Genomic DNA, 20,624 nt, shown 5'->3' on the forward strand with positions numbered 1-20,624 from the left:
TCATCAAGGTACCCTCTACGATTTGGCTAAGGTGTTCCAATCAGCAGGGATAATATCTTGTTGTGCCATATGCTTGGCATCAAACCAAGGTTGGGGTGCAACAATAATCTTACTGTCATAATCATTCAAATATGCTCCCCACCAACTAAAGGAACTGTTGGCAATAATTTGGTGCTGGCATGCGCTAATGAGCCAAAGGTCTTGCTCGGCAGAAAAACCAAAGTCCGACACAAAAATAATTTTGGGATGCTGGATGTTGGCTCGCACCCAATCGGGGTCATCTGAAAACACATACAGATCAAAATTGCCTAATTTTTTAATCATCAACTGCAGCGCCGTTTGATAATAGTGTGCACTGGTTACCCCGTGTTTAACTAGCGCTTTAGGGTCAGTTAAATAATCGCCTCGCCTCACGTGCATGGCCACACTGGGGCTGCTAGCCATCTGCGTAGCCAGTTTTACGGCGGCTGAAGGCATTCGACTCTTAAGTACTAAGTCAGTTCGCAACTGGTGTCCATAGTTGGAAAAATAGCGTTCAGATTGCCAAAAGCCAGACAACATTACTTCGAGGCTCTGGGCTAGTGCTGCAGTATCAAAACTATGCACAGTCTCGTGATAATAACCCAGCCAAGGATTAATTTGGCGCCTTAACGCGCGACTTAACTTCCATATGGGCTCTTTAAAATGAGCGGCTTCTGTATCAGTTAAATAACGGGCTCTGATGGCGAATTCATCGATAGCCAACCCAGAGATGCAGCCCTTACGTAATATAAAGCGTGGGTCCAGAACCAATTCCACCTGTCTGGCATCTGCAAGCGCTCTGCCCATTGCATATTGAAACAGCTGGTTACCCAAACCACCCAACAAACGTACGTACACAGCATGTTTAATGCCGCCCATAAACATCCTCTAAACGCTCAATGTCATCCTCTCCCAAATAACTACCCGATTGTACTTCAACCAAGTGCAGTGGCTCATGAGTTTCATTGGCTAAACAGTGCACTGAACCCTTGGGGATGTAAATGGAGTCGTTGGCATTAAGCAGATAATCTTCTCCATCCACATGCACCTTAGCCTCGCCTTGCACGACGACCCAATGTTCAGCTCGAAATTGATGCCGCTGCAGGCTTAATCGTGCCCCAGGTTTAACACTGATGCGCTTTACTTGGTAGTTAGGTCCACTATCAACACTGTCATAACTACCCCACGGGCGATATACCTCTCGTTGATGACTCAATTCGTTTCGCCCAGCTAATTTGGCCACTAGCTCTTTGACCTGCTGCGCTTGGTTAAGTTTCGCTACTAGCACTGCATCTTTAGTCTCAATAATGGCAATGTCTTCCATACCCAACACAGCAAGCAAACGGCTATCAGCTTTAAGCAAACAGTTGTGGCTATCCATGGCCACCACATCACCTTGTTTGACATTGCCGCATTCGTCCTTCGCATTAGCTTGCCAAAGAGACTGCAAATCACCCACATCACTCCATCCGCAAGCCACCGGCACAACCACTGCTTTTTGGGTCTTCTCCATAATGGCATAGTCTATGGATATACTTTCGCACTGTTCAAATTCAGCAACGGACAAACGAATAAAATCTAAATCTTTGGCAGACCCATTGAGGGCATTTTGGCACTGTTCAAGCAATGCCGGACACAGGGCTAAAGCTTCTGCCAGCAAGACACTTGGCTTGACGATGAACATGCCACTGTTCCACAAATAGTCACCTGAATCTAAGTAAGCTTGGGCCACAGCTACATTGGGCTTTTCGACGAATTTCTCTACACCAAAGCCATTCAGCACAGTATCACCACAATGAATATAGCCATAGCCTGTGCAAGCAAAGCTAGGCGTAATGCCCAAAGTGACTATAAACCCTGCAACAGCTAATGCATGAGCTGAACTTAAAGCGGCATGAAAGGCTGGCACATCAACAATATCGTGATCGGCAGACAGCACCAACATGGGCTCGTCTATATCCATCTGCTGTAAACGCAAGGCGGCTATAATGACTGCAGGAGCAGTATTACGGCCCATAGGCTCTAATATGACATCGGCGTCTTGGCCCAGGCTACGCAACTGTTCTGCTGCCAAAAACCGGTGATCCTGATTACAAATAAGCTGACTATTGACTTGGTCTAGCCCACGCAACCGCGCAAACGTCTGTTGCAACATGGTGTGCTCGTGATTGTTGTCCACCAACACTTGATACTGCTTAGCGTAGGATGCTCGAGACAAAGGCCACAAGCGGCTACCCACCCCCCCAGACATGACCACCGGAGCAAAAACCAAAGGCGATTTTAAAATAATCATTTAAGCGTAGAAGTCCTTCACCACATCACATATACGGGTAATATCAGCATCTGTTAATTGATTAGACGAGGGCAGCCACAAGCCATTTTTACCAATATTTTCAGCGATGGGAAAACTGCCGGCAAGATCATAAACCTTTTGTTGTGTAATCGGGGGGTACATCACCCGAGTGCCAATCAATTCGGTCTTTAGGTAGGCTCCTAAAGCTTCTCTTTTTTCAACCAAGGCATCAATAAACCAAGGCGTGGTAATCTTTAAGTCGTGGGCAAACAGCTTTACCTGCGGGCAGTTAGCCAACTGATCCGCATACTGCTGCCAGATTTGTTTTTTGCGCACAACCCGGTCTGCTAACTTATCCATTTGGCACAAACCCACCACCGCTTGTAGCTCAGTGAACTTGAAGTTAAAACCCAAGCTGTCATGAATGTCATTGCCACCGCCGGCCCGGCCAAAATCTTTCAAGCGCTTTAACCTTTCTGCGACACCATCATCATTAGTGACCAATGCGCCACCTTGGCCCGTAGATATAATCTTCGGAGCAGAAAAAGAAAAACTGCCTACTAAACCTTTAGTGCCTGTATGGGCGCCATCTGGGTAGTAGCTGCCTAAGCCTTGAGCAGCATCTTCAATCAGCAGAAGACCACGCTCATCACAAAGTTTTTGAAAAGCCTCGATACCTGCCCTTGGCGCACGTCCATTAGCAGCCACCAACATAATTGCTTTGGTTTTGGCCGTAATGGCCTTTTCGACCAAGACAATATCCAAGCATAGAGTGTCTGGCTCAACGTCCACAAACACTGGCACTGCACCAAACATCTTTAGGGAGTTAGGGCTGGCGACCATGGTGTAGTTAGGCACAATCACCTCGTCACCGGTTTCAACGCCAACTGCCATCGCGGCTAGGGTTAAGCTAATAGTGCCATTGTTCACCACCACACAATGTTTAGCCCCAGTGAACTGAGCAATGCTTTTCTCAAAGGCTTCTGTCTTTTTAAACTCAGTTAAAAAACCATCCTCATCCATATAGGCCATCAGGGCCTGTTTTTCTTCTGCGCCAAACCAAGGACGCATTTGCATAATAAATTCTTTGGCCACAATCAGATCCGTCTTCTGTCAACTTCAGCACCTAAATACGGGCCATTTTTAATTTCCAATACCTGAGTGCCATCCTCAATAATGTCATAACCATGGCCACCGCGAAGTAGGATTACCACATCACCTTCACTGGCATTAAATTCTGCCACTGGCTGATCTTGCAGGCCAAATATACGTGCCTTTATAGCTCCGCAGCGCACATAGAGCACTTCCTGAGTTACCATAACTTCACGTGGCACATGATTATGCACATGGGGCTTTAATGCGGTACCTTTGTCATAACCCCAACTGCCTACTTGCACGTATTCCTGATCTTGAGAAAAAAAGTTAAGCCCATCTTTCCAAGCTTCTGCAGCAGGTATGTGGCGCGCTAATAATTGCTCGTCATCTTTGTATTCTTTAATCATCATATTCTCTTTATATAAAACGTCGTTACTCATTGATGCAATCAATTAAACAAAAGGTGCTTTTAAGTCACGCCCAGACAAAACAGGCTCTGTCACTGGCCAATCTATCGCAATCGAAGGGTCATCCCATCGCACAGAAAATTGTTCTGCCGCATCGATATAGTCTCCATCATAAGCTAATTTGTAATGATACACTGCCAACTCACTGCTAACATAGTAGGCATTACCACAACCTGGCGGTATGAGCACCAGTTTTTGCTGGGCTTTGTTGATTTTATAACTTTGCCAATTTAAATAGGTGGGCGAACCCTTGCGTAAATCCACCACCACCTGAGTAATTTCGCCAAACACGCAGGTCACTAACTTCCATGATTTGGAGTCACCATGAATACCCCTGAGCACATTGTGATGAGATTGGGAAAATTTATCGTGTTTAAAAGCCACACCCTTAGGCAGTAATGCTTCTAGATCATCCTTTAAGAACGAGGTCCAAATATCACCACGCTCATCGGTAGCTATTGAAGGCGTCACTGCATAAACGCCTGAGACGTTCTTTGATTCTAATAACTCAAAGCCAAAACTCATATGAGTTCGCTTACCATGCGTGGCAGCGCTCCAGTAATCTGTTCGTTTTTGGCTTCTGCCAAGTCGTACTCAATCATTTCTATAACCAGCTCATCAAACGTAATCTCTGGCTCCCAGCTTAACAGCTGCTTCGCTTTGCTAGCATCACCCAGTAGCGTGTCCACTTCCGTAGGGCGAAAATACTGTGGATCTACGGCAACGATGCATTGGCCATTAGCATCATAGCCCTTTTCATCAACCCCAGTGCCTTGCCACGTCACACTCATGCCTAACTTTTTACAGCCAATTTCTACAAACTCTCGCACGCTGTGTTGTTCGCCTGTGGCAATCACAAAGTCATCGGCCTCTTCTTGCTGCAACATGAGCCACTGTATTCGCACATAGTCTTTTGCATGGCCCCAATCACGTTTGGCGTCCATGTTACCCAAGAACAAACAGTCTTGCGTGCCTAGGCTAATACGGGCTAAGGCACGGGTAATCTTTCGGGTCACGAAAGTTTCACCACGCAATGGCGATTCATGGTTAAACAAAATACCGTTACAGGCATAAATACCATAAGCTTCACGGTAGTTTACCGTAATCCAATAGGCATACATCTTTGCCACCGCATAAGGGCTACGAGGATAAAACGGTGTTTTTTCAGTTTGTGGCACTTCCTGCACCTTGCCAAACAGTTCAGACGTAGAGGCTTGATAAAAGCGTGTTTTGTTTTCTAAACCCAAACTCCGAATCGCCTCCAGTATGCGCAGCACACCTGTGCCATCGGCATTGGCCGTGTATTCAGGCTCTTCAAAAGAAACCGCCACGTGAGACTGGGCCGCCAAATTGTAGATTTCATCAGGCTGCGTTTTTTGAACAATGCGGAAAAGACTCGAAGAATCAGTCATATCGCCATGGTGAAAATGAAATTCACATTCACCATGGGCAGCCGCCTCAATCAGACGATCGATACGAGCTGTATTAAAGAGAGAGGAGCGGCGTTTAACGCCATGAACAATGTAGCCTTTTTGCAAAAGGAATTCTGCAAGGTAGGCACCGTCTTGACCGGTGACGCCGGTTATAAGGGCAACTTTTTTCATTTAGTGTGGCACAAGTCTTCTAAAAAGCTAATGATACCAAATTAAACAATAGACCTCATAGAAAAACTTCTGTTTTGGTGTTTGATAAGGGTATTTATCGCACCCCAAAGACTTTGGGCGCGTTTTGTTATTTTTTGAAAAGCGTCTTTCCCCGAATGCATTTACCAGGTCTGAGTTTTTCTACTCGTATTTTGGGGCAATAGCACTCTGCCAGTTAGCGCTCTAGATTTTCTAAGGGGCACATTTCTTGGAGAGGCTTCACCTGCAATAGCAACCTGTTAGGTGAGGTCACGAGGCACCTTCTGGCTTCCGTCGTCCGTAACTTTAGGCGCAATACTCCAACCTTGACGTTTTACCCAAAAGAGATAGCCTACAGTGATTAGCACAAACACTCCAGCGCTGGCAGAAGGCCAAATCAGTTGCATCAATCCACCAAGGGCCACCATCAGCAATGAAATCATGATCATAGCCAACAAGGTTTGCCGCGGGCCTAACCCTAACTCTTGCAGCATATGATGTAAGTGGGCTCGGTCTGCATGAAAGGGCGATCTGCCCGCTCTTAAACGCTTTATAATGACCACCAATGTATCTATCACAATAAAAGCCACGCACCAGAGCACGTTCACGGGCTGCATGGCTTTATTTACACCAGAGGGGCCTCCTTGACTGAGCTCAATTAACACCCATGCCAAAATAAAGCCAATAAACATGCTGCCTGCATCTCCTAGAAATATTTTACGGTCGCTGATAATAGACAGGTTGGTGAGCAAGTAGGGCACAAGGGCTGCTGCCATCACTAATAAAAAATCCAATAAGCGGTAGTTACCACTCACACTCTCAAACACAAACACACCAATAATGGCGACCAGCGCCAAGGACCCTGTGAGTCCATCAATGCCATCGCTCATGTTAACCGCGTTAACTAAGCCAATGACAGCAAATATGGTGAACGGAATACCCCACTGGCCTAGGTGTATTTCGCCCATGCCAAACAAATCACCCAAGGATTCAACATAAACCCCCGTGCCTTTGACCATAATGATGCAGGCAATGGTTTGAATGAGGATACGCACCCACACACCAAGTTGCTTCAGGTCATCCACTAGCCCTGCCACTAAAATGAGAGAGGCTGAGGCCAACAAGTAAAAAAGTTTATCGTGAATAGGGTAAACGGCGAGTATGGCGACTAACACGCCAACATAGATGGATAAACCACCGATCAGTGGAATGTAGCCCACGTGCTGTTTGCGGTCAGTTGGAATATCGACTAGGTTAAAATAGATGGCAATGGGCCGCAGCACTTTAATCGCCAAAAACGCACTCACCAAAGCGATGAGGTTGGCTTGCCAAAGTTCAGCTGTGATCGACATAAATTGAACACGTGTGGAATTAATTATCGACAATGTTAACATCGGCAAAGGCAAATAACACGAAAAATGATTGATTCATCACTTAGCCAAACTCACTCAATACTTATTACCGTAAAAAATATGTGAAATATAGGTTTTTAAATGAGTGCTAATTTTTCCATGGATGCAAAGAGATAGACATTGGTTAAATGCAGTGTTTTAACGATGTACAGTTAAATCAGCCGTGGGACATTATTCAAAGGCACTCGTATCGCCCATGCCTCGGCGCAGCACTTCAACTTCACCGTCGAGTAAGCTCACTAGTGAGGTGACTTCCATGCCGCAGTAACCACCATCGATGATCAAGTCTAGGCTATGCTCTAAGGTTTGCCTGATATCGTAAGGATCAGTTAAGGGCACGTCTTCATTGGGTAGTATTAACGAGCTACTTAGCATGGGCTCACCCAATTCCTTTAACAGCGCTATGGCAATGGCATTGTCTGGCACCCGCAGGCCGATGGTTTTCTTTTTAGGGTGCAGGAGTTTTTTAGGCACTTCTTTACTGGCCTTTAAGATAAAGGTGTAAGCCCCAGGAGTGTGGGATTTTAGAATGCGATAGGCTTCGTTATCCACCTTGGCATAGGTGGCGATTTGGCTCAGGTCTTCACATACCAGGGTAAGGTGGTGCTTTTCGTCAAGTTGGCGTATTTGCTTAAGGCGGTCTACAGCTTTTTTGTCACCTAGGTGGCACGCAATGGCGTAGGCGCAATCTGTGGGGTACGCGACTACACCGCCTTTTTGAATAATTTCGGCGGCCTGTTTAACCAGGCGAGGTTGGGGAGATTGTGCATGAATTTGAAAGAATTGGCTCATAGGGTCTGTGGGATTAGGCATCTATTTATGTTGGCAGAGACCATTGTAGTGGTTAAACTCACCGTTGAATATGTCTAATATAGGTTTATGGGCATGGGGTGGTTTTAGATTGTGCCCTTTGGTTAACGGTAGCACTGGTTAAAACTAGATAAGTTAAAAGACAATAATAGCGTATGCGCTATAAGGGAATTATGAAAGCGATTATACCTGTAGCAGGTTTGGGTACCCGTATGTTACCCGCCACTAAGGCCATTCCTAAGGAAATGCTACCCATCGTGGACAAACCCATGATTCAGTACATCGTGAATGAAATTGCAGCGGCGGGTATTAAGGACATTGTACTGGTGACCCATGGCAGTAAAAATTCCATTGAGAATCATTTTGACACTCAGTTCGAGCTGGAATCTACCCTAGAAACACGGGTGAAGCGTCAGTTATTGGATGAGGTCCGCTCCATCACTCCCCCAGGGGTAAACATCATGCACATTCGCCAAGGTAAAGCCTTGGGTTTGGGCCATGCTATTTTGAGTGCTAAACCAGTGATCGGCGACGATGACTTTGTGGTGGTGCTCCCCGATGTGTTGGTTGATGACCTAAACTCGAACCCTGCCCAAGATAATTTAGCCGCCATGGTGCAGCGCTTTAACGAAAATGCCGCCTGTCAAATTATGGTTAACCCTGTGCCCAAGGAACAGGTCTCTAATTTTGGGGTGGTGGATGTGCATGGCAATGGCCTGACTAGTGGGCAGTTCGCCCGTATTCAAGCTTTAGTGGAAAAACCAGCTTTAGCAGACGCACCTAGTAATTTAGCCATTACTGGGCGTTACGTGTTGCACAGAAATGTGTGGAAGCAGTTGGCGGCAACTTTACCTGGGGTAGGCAATGAAATTCAACTCACCGATGCCATTGCTGCTTATTTAACCGCAGGCGGTGCCATTGAGGCCTACCATATTGCCGACCGCACCTTTGATTGCGGAGATAAATTGGGCTTAGCCATGGCTTATGTGGAGCATGCCCTCAGGCACGATGGTATTGGGAAAGAGTTTGCTGAGTTTTTGCGTGGTTTGAAAGTTTAAACTTTGATCTCAACATATTGAGTTACAAGGTTTTCGTAGCTGAGCGCATTTGTGATGCAGACTATGTTAGTTTTTAATGACACAAAAAAATCCCCTAGCGTTAGTAGCTAGGGGTAATAGGGTACTTCAAGAAAGGGGTCGGTCGAGGTTGCTAGCTGGGGTTGATCCTAGGCTAGCAACGCACAACTCATTGGGTTAGTGACCTTACTTCAACAAGCTTAAGATATCTTGAGTTGAAGCGTTGGCCTGAGAAAGCATGGCGGTGCCTGCTTGCTGTAACACTTGGCTCTTCGCTAAGTTGGCCGATTCCGCAGCAAAATCTGCATCAACAATGCGTGATCGGGCTGCAGCAGTGTTTTCTGACATACTCATAAGGTTATCTACGGTAATGAACATACGGTTAGATGAAGCACCCAGTACTGCGCGGAAGTCAGACATCATTTCTAGCGCGCTATCGACCACCGCAAGGGCCGCTTTGGCGCTGGCGACGTCAGTAACAAGAATATCATCCACACTATTGGCTGCAGACACCGATGATGTTTGCACTGCTGCAGTCGCCGCAGCTAAGGCGGTTCCCTCAGCAGCGCCTGTGAAGACTAATTTCCCAGAAGCATCCACCGTTTTGCTAACATAACTGGCATTGCCATTGACCACTAAAGCACCTAAGGCGTTCAACGTGGTCGCTTGGTTTGTAGTAAACTCTTGGGTGTAGGTTTTAGTACCGATGGTTAAACTCACGCGATCTCCAGAAACCAAGGTAATGCCGCTGTAGTCGTAACTTTCTTGTTCAGCGACGCCAGCGACGCCAAGCGTTCCTGCAGCTGCAGCTGAAGCTACGAGAATATCACTACTAACGCCTGTTTGGAGAACGGCTCCAGCAACGGTTAGATTACCTGTTGTAGCTGTGTCTTCCGTTATGGTAATCACACCGGCTACATTACTAGCAGTATAAAGTGATACGTCAGCGTCATCACTGGCATTCCATGCTGCTACATATTCAGCAATGTTTGCTGTGAGAGTCTGGCCGTCAGTGGTAAATGTATGGGCGAAAGTCGCCGAACCAGCTGTCATAGTGATCGTATCTGTTGCCTTGATTGCAGCGCCAGAAATAGTCATGACAGCCGTTGCCGGAACAGCTGCAACCGCCGTCACTGCCGCAACGGTCGATGGCACAGTCACTAACGCAGTCGCAGCTACGCCGGCTATGCCAGTCGTTCCTGCATCTGCAGCTGTAGCTACCGCAATAGTACTACTACCACCAACTTGTGCCACAGAACCTGCAGCAGTTAGAGCTCCTGTAGTTGCTGTGTCTTGTGTTATGGTTATCACACCACCTACATTACTAGCAGTATAAGCTGCCACACCTGCGGTAGCGCTGTTATTCCATGCAACCACATACGCCCTAGCGCTGACAGTTTCATCAGCGTTAGCAGTAAACGTGTGGGCGAAAGCCTGACCGCTCACTGTCATGGTCATCGTATCATTTGTCTTTACTGCACCAGAAATAGTCATCGTAGCCGTTGCGGGCACAGCTGTAACCGCCGTCTGCGTTTTAGTGTTCCAACTTTGGGTGCCAATTTTACTACCTCTCATGTCACCAAGGTTCACTACCACATTATCGCCACTCTTGTGGCCTACCTGAAAGGTAAAGCTCTCATTGGTACCATCTAATATTTTTTTGCCGTTAAATGAGGCCTGGTTCACACCACGGTTAAGCTCTTCTTTAAGCTGCACAATTTCATTGTTGAGCGCTTTTCGGTCCATTGCTGAATAAGTATCGTTGGCCGCCTGCACCGCTAATACGCGAATACGTTGCAATATATTAGAACTTGATTGCAGCGCACCCTCAGCCGTTTGTGCGAGTGATATTCCATCGTTGGCGTTACGAACAGCCTGGTTTAAGCCTTCAACCTGCGATGTCATACGATTACCAATGGCCAAGCCTGCAGCATCGTCCATAGAGGAATTGACCCGACTGCCCGAGGACATGCGCTCCATTGACACTTCCATGTCATTGCGCGAACTTGATAAATGTCTCTGCGTCGTTAATGACGCCGTATTTGTGTTAATGACCATAGCCATGTTAACTACTCCTTTCTTTTGCCCCTCTACGAGGGCAGTTTTCCGCTTAGCGGATATATTTAAATAAGCTTAAATCACTCAATTGAGTGAAGGTTTGTTGCCCTGCCTGTAAAGCCAGAGACTGATTTTTTAATCGAGATGCGGCTTCTATGTAATTCAAATCTTCCATGTTGGACTGCAGGATTTTGTAGGTATAATCCTTATCCTCTACGGCATGAGTTAGGGTTTCTAGGCGTTTCATACGAGAGCCAATATTAGATTGCTGGGCAATAATGTGTTCATGCGCACTGGTCACCTTGTCTATGTTGTTCCGAATAGCATCCCCGTCGTTAGTCACAAGCGCTTCATGCATATTATTCAAGCTTGCAAACAAATCAATACGGCTGGTCGTACCTGTGCTGGTGTTTAAATGTTCAACACTGCCAAAAATATCTGCACCTGATATGCCTAATTGCATTCTGCGACCATCGTCCACCATCACTTTTAGGGAGTCTGCGCTCCCCGTATAGGTCACTGCACCTGTAGAAGACTCAGAGAACGGTGCTTGGCCTTGGCTATATCCAGAGAATAAATAAGCGCCATCAGTACCGCGCATGTTGCCTAAGTCTACTAATGCTCTAATGAGTTCTTTTACTTCTATGGCCATGGTCTTGCGATCTGAAGCACTGTATGTGTCGTTAGCACCCTGTAAACTGAGTTCTTTAATGCGTGACACTAGTTCTAATGAGCCAGCCACAGTTGACTCCTGCATCTTTAAGGTGTCTTCCATACGGTTAAGGTTAGTTAGGTACCGTTGGTTAACATCTATCTGCGATTTAAGATTATTAATCTTGGTTGCCAAAGCCGGATCATCTGAAGGCTTAAGTAACTTTTTACCAGACGATAGCTGTGCTTGGGTCTCAAACACTTTGGCTTGCTGCTCTCGCATTTGCTGAGAGGCTTGGTTATAAAAACCAGCTTGAGTTACACGCATTTCATTTCCTTAGGACACATAATTATCCAATCCCCAGTATGGTGTCAAATAGCTTACTGGCGGTACTAATGACCTGCGCAGAAGCCTGGTAGGCTTGCTGAAATCTAAGCAGATTAGCTGCTTCCTCATCTAAGCTCACAGCAGATGTTTCGTCACGCTTTGCTTGCGCTTGATCAAAAATAATCTGTTGCGCATCTCGGCTTACAGCTGACTGCACTACGCTGTACCCTAGATCACCAATGACGTCTGTATACACTTCGGTAAAGTCACCTCGGCCACTAAAAATGTCTTTGTTGCCTTGTAGGTCTATGATTTTAAGCAAGTTACGGTTGTCGCCTGCTTGAGCGGAATTTCCGCGTACGCTAAATTTGTCATTAGCTTGCAAAACGCCATCAAAAGAAACCGTCCAGCCATTGTATTCTATCGTTCCACCAGCAGTGAAAGTGCCACTGGTAAGCTTGGTATTGGTGGTGGTATCGGTTAGCACATATGTGGAAGCGTCGGCAGCAAACTGAACATCAATGTTTTGGCGTAACTGTTCTCGCACATCGACAGGGGCTACACCAGTTGTTCTTGCAGCAGCAGCTGTCGCTACCAAAATATCACTACTACCACCAACTCGTGCCACAGAACCTGAAGCAGTTAAAGCTCCTGTTGTTGGGGTGTCTTGAGTTATGGTAATCACACCTGCTGAATTACTCGCTGTGTAAAGTGACACGTTAGCATCAGTGCTCGCATTCCATGCTGCTACATAGGCAGCAGTGCTAGTTGTTAGATCGGCGGTAGCTGCAAATGTGTGAGCCAAAGTCGCTGATCCCACGGTCATAGTTATTGTATCTGTGGCTTTTATTGCAGCGCCAGAAATAGTCATAGTCGCAGTGGCTGCAGTACCTTCAGAACTGGCCAAACTGCCCCACTGGCCACTGACTTTTGCAGAACCTGTGCCCGTCACAAAAACTAACAGATCTTCTTTAAGACTTCCCGCCAAGGCGAAGTAGTCTCGTGTATCACCTGAAGTAGGATTAGTGACCGTGACGTTGGCGTCCATGTAGGCATTGCTACCGGTCTGGTTGTTGTAGGTACTGTCGTATGCCGCATTTCTACTAAACCCATTGCCAGAGGTCACTAATGAGGTTTGCTCAGAGCTACTTAAAGCACTGCCATAAAGCTGTTTACCTGCGCGGGTAAATACCTGCATTTGTACAGTGTTATCCACTCCAGCAGTTGTTTCGGCTGCAGTGCCGGTAAGAGCTGTGCCACTCGTCGCAGAGATACCCCCAACCGTTCCCTTAGTCATCTGTGTCGCACTTCCGGCATCCGCTGTAATTGTAAATGTCGTAGCACCTGTTCCAGCCGCGGTCACCGTTGACCCAGCAGCGCCAGCGTTTATCGTTGCTGCAAGGTCGGTCAAAGTTTGTGTTGCGGAAGTATTATAGTTCGCTGTATAGGTGGTGCCGCCATAGGTATATGAAACACTACCACCAGAACCTGTTACTCCTGAGCCACTAATGGTGTATGTATCCACTTCCAGAGCTGCCGCACCACCACTATCAGTGCTATAAAACTGACTGTTTTGGGTATTAGCTGGGATAACAAAGGCCAGATTATTGCTTGGGGTGAGGGTGGATGCGGCCACTTGGGATATATTATTACGCAATGCAGTGTCCATAGTCGTATCAGCCACTGCAGCTGCAGGTTTGACATAACCGTTTAGGATCATGCGCGTACCGCTAGCATTAGCGCTAGCTCTAGTCACAGAAACAGCGCCACCAGATGCAATATTCGAGTGTTTGGTCACCGAAACCTGCATTGCATCAATGGGGCGTTTAGTCGACGTTAAACTAAAGGTATCCGCATCATTTGGTACCCCAGAAAGAGTCACCTTGACCCCTCCCATAGTGAGTTCTGTAACCCCAGTCACTGCTTTCTTACTCACAGTGTCGGTTAAGGTCCACAATTTTTTACTGTCTGAATAGGTCAGATCCATCGTCAGTCTTTCTATCTTTGCATTGGGCAATGCACTCACGGTAACAAACCCTGTGCCTTTATTAAGCCCCGGTGTCACTGCATAGATATTACCTACAGAAAACAGATCACCACCAAAATTGCCTTGGGCATCAATACCCAGCGCGTGGGTATCATTGACTTGGCCCACAAACACTTGAGTTAGGGTATCTAGCTCATCTCTCAAAATGGTTAACGAGTTCTGTCTAAATTCTGAAATACCAGCAATGCTTCCACCCACGACCTGACTCACGGCTTGTGGGCTCATGAAAGGATCTAACATCAGCACGGCCTTATCTGGGTTAGTTGCACTGCGCTCAATGCCTAAGGTACTGCCTTTATTACCTTGCACAAGGTATTGGCCTGAAGCCACATCTCCAATGTGAATATCTACCGCACCATTATTTTTTTCCACTGCATGAACGCGCAATAGCTTTGACATATCTAGAATGAGCGTATCCCGTTGATCCAGCAGTTCATTGGGCTGTTTATCGATACTATTCACTCGGTTTAGGGAGACGTTGATGCTGGCAAGTTGATCAGCAAACTGGTTAAGCGCGCTCACTTGCCCTGTTAAATCACTATAAGAGCTTTCTTCTATGCTAGATAACTGCGTACCCACGGAGGTAAATTGCGCCACTGTGGACTCAGCTGCGTTAAGCATGTTTTGGCGCGCAGCGACGGACGATGGTGAAAGACTCACTTCTTGCACCGCTGAGAAGAACCCATCTAAGGAGGTCGATAAGCTCAGTTGCTTATCCGCTAAAATATTTTCTAATTGAGTCACGTATTCGAGGGTCGCTTGATGTTTAGTCAGTTGTGACTGACTACTTCTCAGGTTCTCCACAACAAAACTATCGTAACTGCGCTGCACGCGCACGGCCCTGGCACCGTTACCAATGTTTAAGGAGCCTTCACTGGAAGAAGAGCTCTCTTGTATTTCTAAGCGTTGCCGGCTATAGCCTTCCGTATCTACGTTGGCAATATTATTACCCACAGTCGCTAAAGCACGCTGATAAGTGCGTACTCCAGAGATACCTGTTGATAATAAATCGGCCATTACTTAGCTCCGTTACCTATATTCTATGGTGTTAATTAAAAGGGCTTTAGCGCCCATTATTAGTCTTCAGCAGCATGGCGGCAGGATCTTGCCGCTTTATATCAAAGGCTGGCTGCCGAAAAACTGGCAATTCGAGCCCTGCACCTTTACCGCTTGCAAGAGGCATGCCAGATATTAGTGATTGCACATCAAAGGCCTGGTTTTCGCTTCGAAGCTTTAACAGCTGCTCTGCTGGCATGGCCATACCCTGGCTCTCAAACTGCTTCTTAATGACATTGGCTATGCCAAAATCACCGCGCTTGGCCATATCCAGAGACACTTGCTTATCGGCCATGTCTTGGTAGGTGCGCACGGCTTGAGAGTCAAACAGGCCTTCCTTAGGAATAGATTTACGCATTTCTGCCAGCATCATCTGTATGAATAAGGCTTCAAATTGCTGTGCGGTTTCATTTAACGCCGATTTTTGGTCGCGCTGAGCTTGGCTACGCAAGTTGGCCAAACCTTCAAAGTCGTTATAATTACTCGCATGCTGTGTCGTGTTTACGCTCATGGGAGGGTCTCTTTTGCAGTTTAAATTGTGTGGTTAAATAACAATTAAGTCAGCACGAAGGCTGCCACTTTGTTTGAGGGCCTGTAAAATAGACACCAAAGCACTGGGAGAGGCTCCTACAGCATTAACCGCGTCAACAATGTCTTGCAGCTCTATGCCTGGGGTAAACAAAAACATGTTATTGGTTTCTTCTTCTATACTGACCTCTGCGTTAGCGACTGGCGTTGTTACACCATTGGCAGCTAGAGCGTTGGGCTGACTCACCGTATTCTCCGTTTTCACTGTGACCGTAATACCGCCATGGGTTACGGCTGCCGCATCTACTTTTACGTTACGACTAATGACTACTGTACCCGTGCGTGAATTCACCACAACTCGGGCTGGTGGTGACGCTGGATCCACTTCCAGGTTTTCGATCATCGATAAAAAGGCAACCCGCTGGTTAATTTCTGCAGGCGCTAAAATGCGTGTGGAAACAGCGTCTAAAGCACTGGCTGTTCCCGGACCAAAGGTATCGTTGATCGAGTTCGCTAATCGACGATTGGTGGTAAAATCAGAATTTTTTAGGTTAAGCACAATGTACTCACTGGTAGAGAAAGGGGTTTCAACCATTTTTTCTACGGTGGCCCCAGAGGGAATCCTACCCACTGTCGGAACATTGACAGTTTCTGTTGTGCCCGCACCACCGGCAGTTGCGCCACTTACGGCAAGGGCCCCTTGGGCCAAGGCATACACTTCACCGTCCACGCCCAAAAGGCGGGACATGATTAAGCTACCCCCACGCAAACTGGTAGACGCACCAATGGTTGAGATGGTCACATCGATGCGTTGGCCCGGTTTGGCAAAGGCGGGTAAATTGGCTGTGATCATCACTGCAGCTACGTTCTTCAATTCCAAAGAGTTACGTGTGCTAGTGCCATCGTAGTCCGTTAACGTATCACTCAGATTCACACCAAAGCGAGCTAACATGGATGTCATGCTTTGGCTGGTAAATGACATTTTACCGTCACCTGTGCCATTAAGGCCCACGACTAAACCATAACCAATCAACTGGTTATCACGCACACCCGCAACTTCAGCGAGGTCTTTGACACGATCAGCATGCGCAAAAGTGGCAACCTGAGCCACCAAAATGGCGGTCAATAGGGTAAAAATACGGCAAATTTTCATTAACTTCTCCTTCTTACTCTAACTGATGCAATATTAATGCCAATTTATCAACTTAACCCAGGCATTAGGGGACATATTGGCTAGAGTGGCCATAAATGAATATGAGAACAGACTGGATAAAGGGTAGACCAAAAAAAGCCGCTGGGGTTAAGCAGCGGCTTTTTTGCTTAACAGATTATCCTCTAATATTGATAATCGTCTGAGTTAAGCTACTTGAGGTCTCAATGGCCTTAGCGTTGGCCTGGAAGTTACGTTGAGCAGTGATTAAGGCCACTAGCTCTTCCGTCAAATCCACGTTGGCTCGCTCTAGGGCACCACCTTGTATGGCACCAAAGCCATCCGATCCCGCCTCACCTAAGTCAGCTTCACCTGAGTTGGTGGTGGCTTTGAAGTTGGCGTTACCTACCTGCTTTAAACCGTTCGGGTTAGCAAAGTTGGCCATCATTAACTTACCGAGGGCCACCTGAGTGCCGTTGGTATAGTTGGCTCGCACAACACCGCCTGAGTCAATGTCCAAGCCGTCTAACTGGCCAGATGGGTATCCATCCTGAGACAAAGACAACACAGAGAACGGAGCAGAGAACTGAGTAGAGAACTTACCGTAGTCTACTCCCAAGGTTAACAAGTCAGAACCGTTACTTGGGTCAAACGGAGAGTAAGCCACACCCTCTTTAGGTGAGATCAGCTTACCGTAGGTATCAAAAGTCAGCTCACCCTTGTCTAGATAGATGGGTGTCCACTGCGGTGTTGAATCAGGCTTCGCTGTTGTTTGTTTACCCTCTTGGTCAATGTACAACAGGTTACCCTCAGCATCCGTTGCTTGGGTTACAACTGTCACCTGAGGCACCGTGCCACGGACTTGAGTCGTGGTGTCAAAACCCCAGTTGGAGTGACCGTTGATGTTCACCGTAGACGTTGCCCCCACGGTACCCGACGTTACTGTCAACGTTTGACTCGCTTGGTCAAATGCAACTTTAACATTGTTCACCTGACGACCATCAGCATGCTGGATTAAATTGATACGGTCCTGGATCGCTGTAGCGAATGTATCTCCTGTGTATGGATTAGGTGGAACAACCACGGTGCCGTCAACGCCGTCTATGGTCACACTGATACTGTTGTCATTAGTGGTCACAGAGAATGTACCCGTAATGTCCACACCCGCCTTACTGCCAGTTACTTTACCAGCAGTAGCGGATAGACCCGTGCCCGCTGCATTTTTAACTTCAGTATTGTAGGTTGCGCCAATGCCCAACAGGTGACTGGTACCGCCAGTGGCAGCGGTGCCTGAGGGCACGCCCACAACAATCGTGGATGCCTCACCCGTGGTTCCTGATGAGAAGGTGAACTTATGTGCGTCCTTACTGTAAGTGACCAGCAAACCAGTGCGCTGTTGCTTCGCATCTAAATCGACTAGGCCCGTCGGCACGACTTGGCCACCCTTAAAGACATCACCTACAGCAGAGAAGGTGGCTGTTTCACTGTCTAGGCCAAAGGCTGAGACTGTGCTTGGCGAGGAAGCCTTAATACTGCCATAGGTAGCGTCTGTTGGCGTGAACGTTAACGATCTAGCTCTAATGTCATAGCCTACCGTCAGGGGTAGCTGGCTTTGAGTCACATTGTTTGTGTCAATAAAGGTCAAATTATCAAGCTTAGCTTGTACGTTAGCAACCAACTCTGCTCGAGTCATTTCAGTACCGTCTGGGTTATGCTCGTCAACAACAATCGTTAAATCACTGGTTGTGCCAGCGGCAGTCGTTCCAGTATAGGTAAACGTATGGCCAGTAGTTCCATCAGTATCGCCAGATACTGCCATCGTTGGCAGTGCAGTGGCCTTAACCTTGGAGGTGAATACGATGCCATCGTCAACACGCTTGGCTTGGTAGTTGGCCTCACCGGTATTAATTTGTGCAACCAACTTATCTATGGTGGTCCTGTGGTTAGTGTCAAATGCTTGGGTATAGGCACTGGTATCAGTACCCGAATTAGTTATGGTTATGTCACCACCCCTGATTATTTGGTTACTGGTTGCAGTGGAACCAGTAGTTAGGGCAAGGGTCTTTATCTCTGGACCAAAATCCTTGTTGATGTCGTTACCGTTGGAATCTTGCAGCTCTAGGGTAATCGTTCGATCGGCGATAGATGCAGGCATCTTATAGCTTTTTTCGTCACCAAACTTAGCGTTAAGTTGCAGTGTCATTTCTGTAGCAAGCTCGGTACCAGTATAACCTGCGGTGACAGTTCCAACTGCCGGTTTTGGGGGTATATCGATGGTTACGAAGTCACTACCGTCCACAGAAACACTCACAAAGTTTTTACCATTAAAACCATCAGCACTGCCCTCTTCAAGCCAGTTTGCCGAAGCGGTCGTTCCTACTCCAGGGGTAGTTTCTGCTGGAGTAGTCACTGTAATAGCAGTAGTAGCATCTGAGAGACTTCCCGTCACGGTGCCTTTAGTCATCTGCGTGTGAGAGCCAGTGTTGGAAGTTATGGTGAAGGTTGTAGCATTGGTTTTAGCCATCGTCGCCGTCAAATCATTAGCGTTGAATGCTGTTACAAGATCATCAATTGTTCCGGAAGAGTTATAGACATGAGTGTAGGTTTTATCACCATAGTTAAATACTATTTTTCCTCCAGATCCAACTGCAGAATTCAGGACGTAGGTATCTACTTCTTTTGTGCCACCGGTTGTAACTATGGCAGTGCTAGCGGCTGTAAGCCCGGTAACACCGATGGCAGGTAAAGCTGCGCTGGTGTAGGAGGTTATCTGAATTTTACCGTCTACCCGAGCAGCCTTAAATGCAGTTTCGCCCAAATTTATCGTGGCAACCAGAGCGTCTAGGGTAGCCTTATGGCTGGTAATAAATTCCTGCGAGTAACTGGCTTGATCACCATCGCTATCCCGAACACCCGTTGTAAACTTTATATTGCCACCGGCAACTATATCTGCTGTCAAGCCAATCGTATTAACTTGTGCCGTAGGCTGCACGATTTGCACTTTATTGCTGTCTGTAGAACCAAAGTCATGGCCTACGGTAGCACGTGTCATGTAACCGCCCGTGGTGGCGCCAGGAGATGAAGGTACAGTAATTTGCTGGTCATCATTAAAGTACAAAGGGTGCGCAGCAGCTGCGTTAAAGGTCGGGTCTACAGCCGAAGGATTGGTGCTGATTTGCCCAAACTTATTCATGTACTGGGTTTCGCTCTTGTCATTTTTCGCTGCAATAATAGAGGGATCCAATTCGTTATCACCGATAAAGATCTTCGTGTCCCACTTGTTGGTGGGGTTGAGCTCTGTCGCTGAACTGGTTTTTATGTAGTAAACCGTCGCAATGTGCGGGTTACCTAGTGAGTCAAAGACCGTGATCGACGTTGACTTGTTGAACGTATCACTGTCATTTCGGTCAAAAGCGTACGGGTTATCAGTCGTATAGGCAGCACCTTCTGGCACTATGACTGCACCCGCTGGTAGGTTTAGACCCAATTCAATCTGTGAAGAGGGCTGTGGCAAACCGGCAGTAGAAGGTAACTGCAAAGACTTAGCAGAACCTAAACCTGTGGCAATTACCGAGCCGTCATCGTTCACCGGGAAGGTTTGTAGGTACTGACCCGAGGAGTCAACTACATACCGGTCGTTGTTAACACTGAACGAACCTGCTCGTGTGTAAACGGTTTGGTTTGAAGTCTGACTGGGTTTCAAGGCAAAGAAACCCTGGCCCGAAATGGCCAAGTCCAAGGAGTTAGTGGAGAACTCAATGTTACCCTGACTAAACTGCTGGTTTACTTTCTTCAAAAGTACACCCTGACCGATGGCGCTAGACGCGTTCTCCAAGGGTGAGGTGGCAAATATGTCACCAAACTCTGCACGGGATTTCTTAAAACCCACTGTACCTACGTTGGAGACGTTGTTTGATGTGATGCCTAGTTGGGCTTGCGCCGCGTTTAGGCCTGTTAGTGAAGTATAGAATGACATTAGTCGATCCCCTTTTTAGTTACTATTAATTACT

Annotated in this window: 15 protein-coding genes; 1 reads left to right on the top strand and 14 read right to left on the bottom strand. The window is 47.1% G+C overall.

What is annotated here, in order from left to right; translation table 11 throughout:
- Nucleotides 1-15: 15 nt before the first annotated feature.
- From ABXT59_RS09855 to ABXT59_RS09890, 8 genes are all read right to left on the bottom strand, one after another.
- Nucleotides 16-900, bottom strand: a complete 885-nt coding sequence (locus tag ABXT59_RS09855) for an alpha-1,2-fucosyltransferase (protein ID WP_443635945.1) — start codon at nucleotides 898-900, stop codon at nucleotides 16-18.
- Complete coding sequence (locus tag ABXT59_RS09860) at nucleotides 887-2,314, bottom strand: mannose-1-phosphate guanylyltransferase/mannose-6-phosphate isomerase (protein WP_443635946.1); 1,428 nt, start codon at nucleotides 2,312-2,314, stop codon at nucleotides 887-889. Before ABXT59_RS09860 ends, ABXT59_RS09855 begins: the two co-directional genes overlap by 14 nt.
- Nucleotides 2,315-3,409, bottom strand: coding sequence for a DegT/DnrJ/EryC1/StrS family aminotransferase (locus ABXT59_RS09865; protein WP_443635947.1), 1,095 nt, complete (start codon nucleotides 3,407-3,409; stop codon nucleotides 2,315-2,317).
- A 2-nt stretch (nucleotides 3,410-3,411) separates the two neighbouring features.
- Entirely contained in the window at nucleotides 3,412-3,849 is a 438-nt protein-coding gene (locus tag ABXT59_RS09870; RefSeq protein ID WP_443635948.1) for a hypothetical protein, read from the bottom strand.
- 12 nt (nucleotides 3,850-3,861) lie between these two features.
- Nucleotides 3,862-4,401 carry a dTDP-4-dehydrorhamnose 3,5-epimerase family protein gene (locus ABXT59_RS09875; protein ID WP_443635949.1) on the bottom strand — a complete coding sequence of 180 codons (540 nt, stop codon included), beginning with the start codon at nucleotides 4,399-4,401 and terminating at the stop codon, nucleotides 3,862-3,864.
- Nucleotides 4,398-5,480, bottom strand: a complete 1,083-nt coding sequence (gmd, locus tag ABXT59_RS09880) for a GDP-mannose 4,6-dehydratase (RefSeq protein ID WP_443635950.1) — start codon at nucleotides 5,478-5,480, stop codon at nucleotides 4,398-4,400. The genes ABXT59_RS09875 and gmd overlap by 4 nt, the downstream gene beginning before the upstream one ends.
- Nucleotides 5,481-5,758: 278 nt before the next feature.
- Nucleotides 5,759-6,850 (bottom strand): hypothetical protein, encoded by a 1,092-nt coding sequence (locus ABXT59_RS09885; protein ID WP_443635951.1) that lies wholly within the window; start codon nucleotides 6,848-6,850, stop codon nucleotides 5,759-5,761.
- A 231-nt stretch (nucleotides 6,851-7,081) separates the two neighbouring features.
- Entirely contained in the window at nucleotides 7,082-7,702 is a 621-nt protein-coding gene (locus tag ABXT59_RS09890; RefSeq protein WP_443638595.1) for an L-threonylcarbamoyladenylate synthase, read from the bottom strand.
- Nucleotides 7,703-7,893: 191 nt separating this feature from the next.
- Between ABXT59_RS09890 and galU the strand changes: the two genes are divergently transcribed.
- A complete protein-coding gene (gene galU, locus ABXT59_RS09895; RefSeq protein WP_443635952.1) occupies nucleotides 7,894-8,778 on the top strand; it encodes a UTP--glucose-1-phosphate uridylyltransferase GalU in 885 nt (294 codons plus the stop codon).
- 204 nt (nucleotides 8,779-8,982) lie between these two features.
- Here the strand turns inward: galU and ABXT59_RS09900 are convergent, their stop codons facing one another.
- The 6 genes from ABXT59_RS09900 to ABXT59_RS09925 all read right to left on the bottom strand — a co-directional run bounded on the left by ABXT59_RS09900 (nucleotide 8,983) and on the right by ABXT59_RS09925 (nucleotide 20,590).
- Nucleotides 8,983-10,860, bottom strand: coding sequence for a flagellin N-terminal helical domain-containing protein (locus tag ABXT59_RS09900; protein WP_443635953.1), 1,878 nt, complete (start codon nucleotides 10,858-10,860; stop codon nucleotides 8,983-8,985).
- A 46-nt stretch (nucleotides 10,861-10,906) separates the two neighbouring features.
- A complete protein-coding gene (flgL, locus tag ABXT59_RS09905; protein ID WP_443635954.1) occupies nucleotides 10,907-11,833 on the bottom strand; it encodes a flagellar hook-associated protein FlgL in 927 nt (308 codons plus the stop codon).
- A gap of 22 nt (nucleotides 11,834-11,855) precedes the next feature.
- On the bottom strand, nucleotides 11,856-14,897 hold the full coding sequence (gene flgK, locus ABXT59_RS09910) for a flagellar hook-associated protein FlgK (RefSeq protein ID WP_443635955.1): 3,042 nt from the start codon (nucleotides 14,895-14,897) through the stop codon (nucleotides 11,856-11,858).
- Nucleotides 14,898-14,943: 46 nt separating this feature from the next.
- Nucleotides 14,944-15,447, bottom strand: a complete 504-nt coding sequence (locus ABXT59_RS09915; RefSeq protein WP_443635956.1) for a rod-binding protein — start codon at nucleotides 15,445-15,447, stop codon at nucleotides 14,944-14,946.
- A 33-nt stretch (nucleotides 15,448-15,480) separates the two neighbouring features.
- Complete coding sequence (locus tag ABXT59_RS09920) at nucleotides 15,481-16,617, bottom strand: flagellar basal body P-ring protein FlgI (protein ID WP_443635957.1); 1,137 nt, start codon at nucleotides 16,615-16,617, stop codon at nucleotides 15,481-15,483.
- A gap of 175 nt (nucleotides 16,618-16,792) precedes the next feature.
- A complete protein-coding gene (locus ABXT59_RS09925; protein WP_443635958.1) occupies nucleotides 16,793-20,590 on the bottom strand; it encodes a flagellar hook-basal body complex protein in 3,798 nt (1,265 codons plus the stop codon).
- Nucleotides 20,591-20,624 lie beyond the last annotated feature (34 nt).

Origin of the sequence: Candidatus Njordibacter sp. Uisw_058, from assembly GCF_047730065.1 — a bacterium.
GTDB lineage: Bacteria > Pseudomonadota > Gammaproteobacteria > Pseudomonadales > Balneatricaceae > Njordibacter.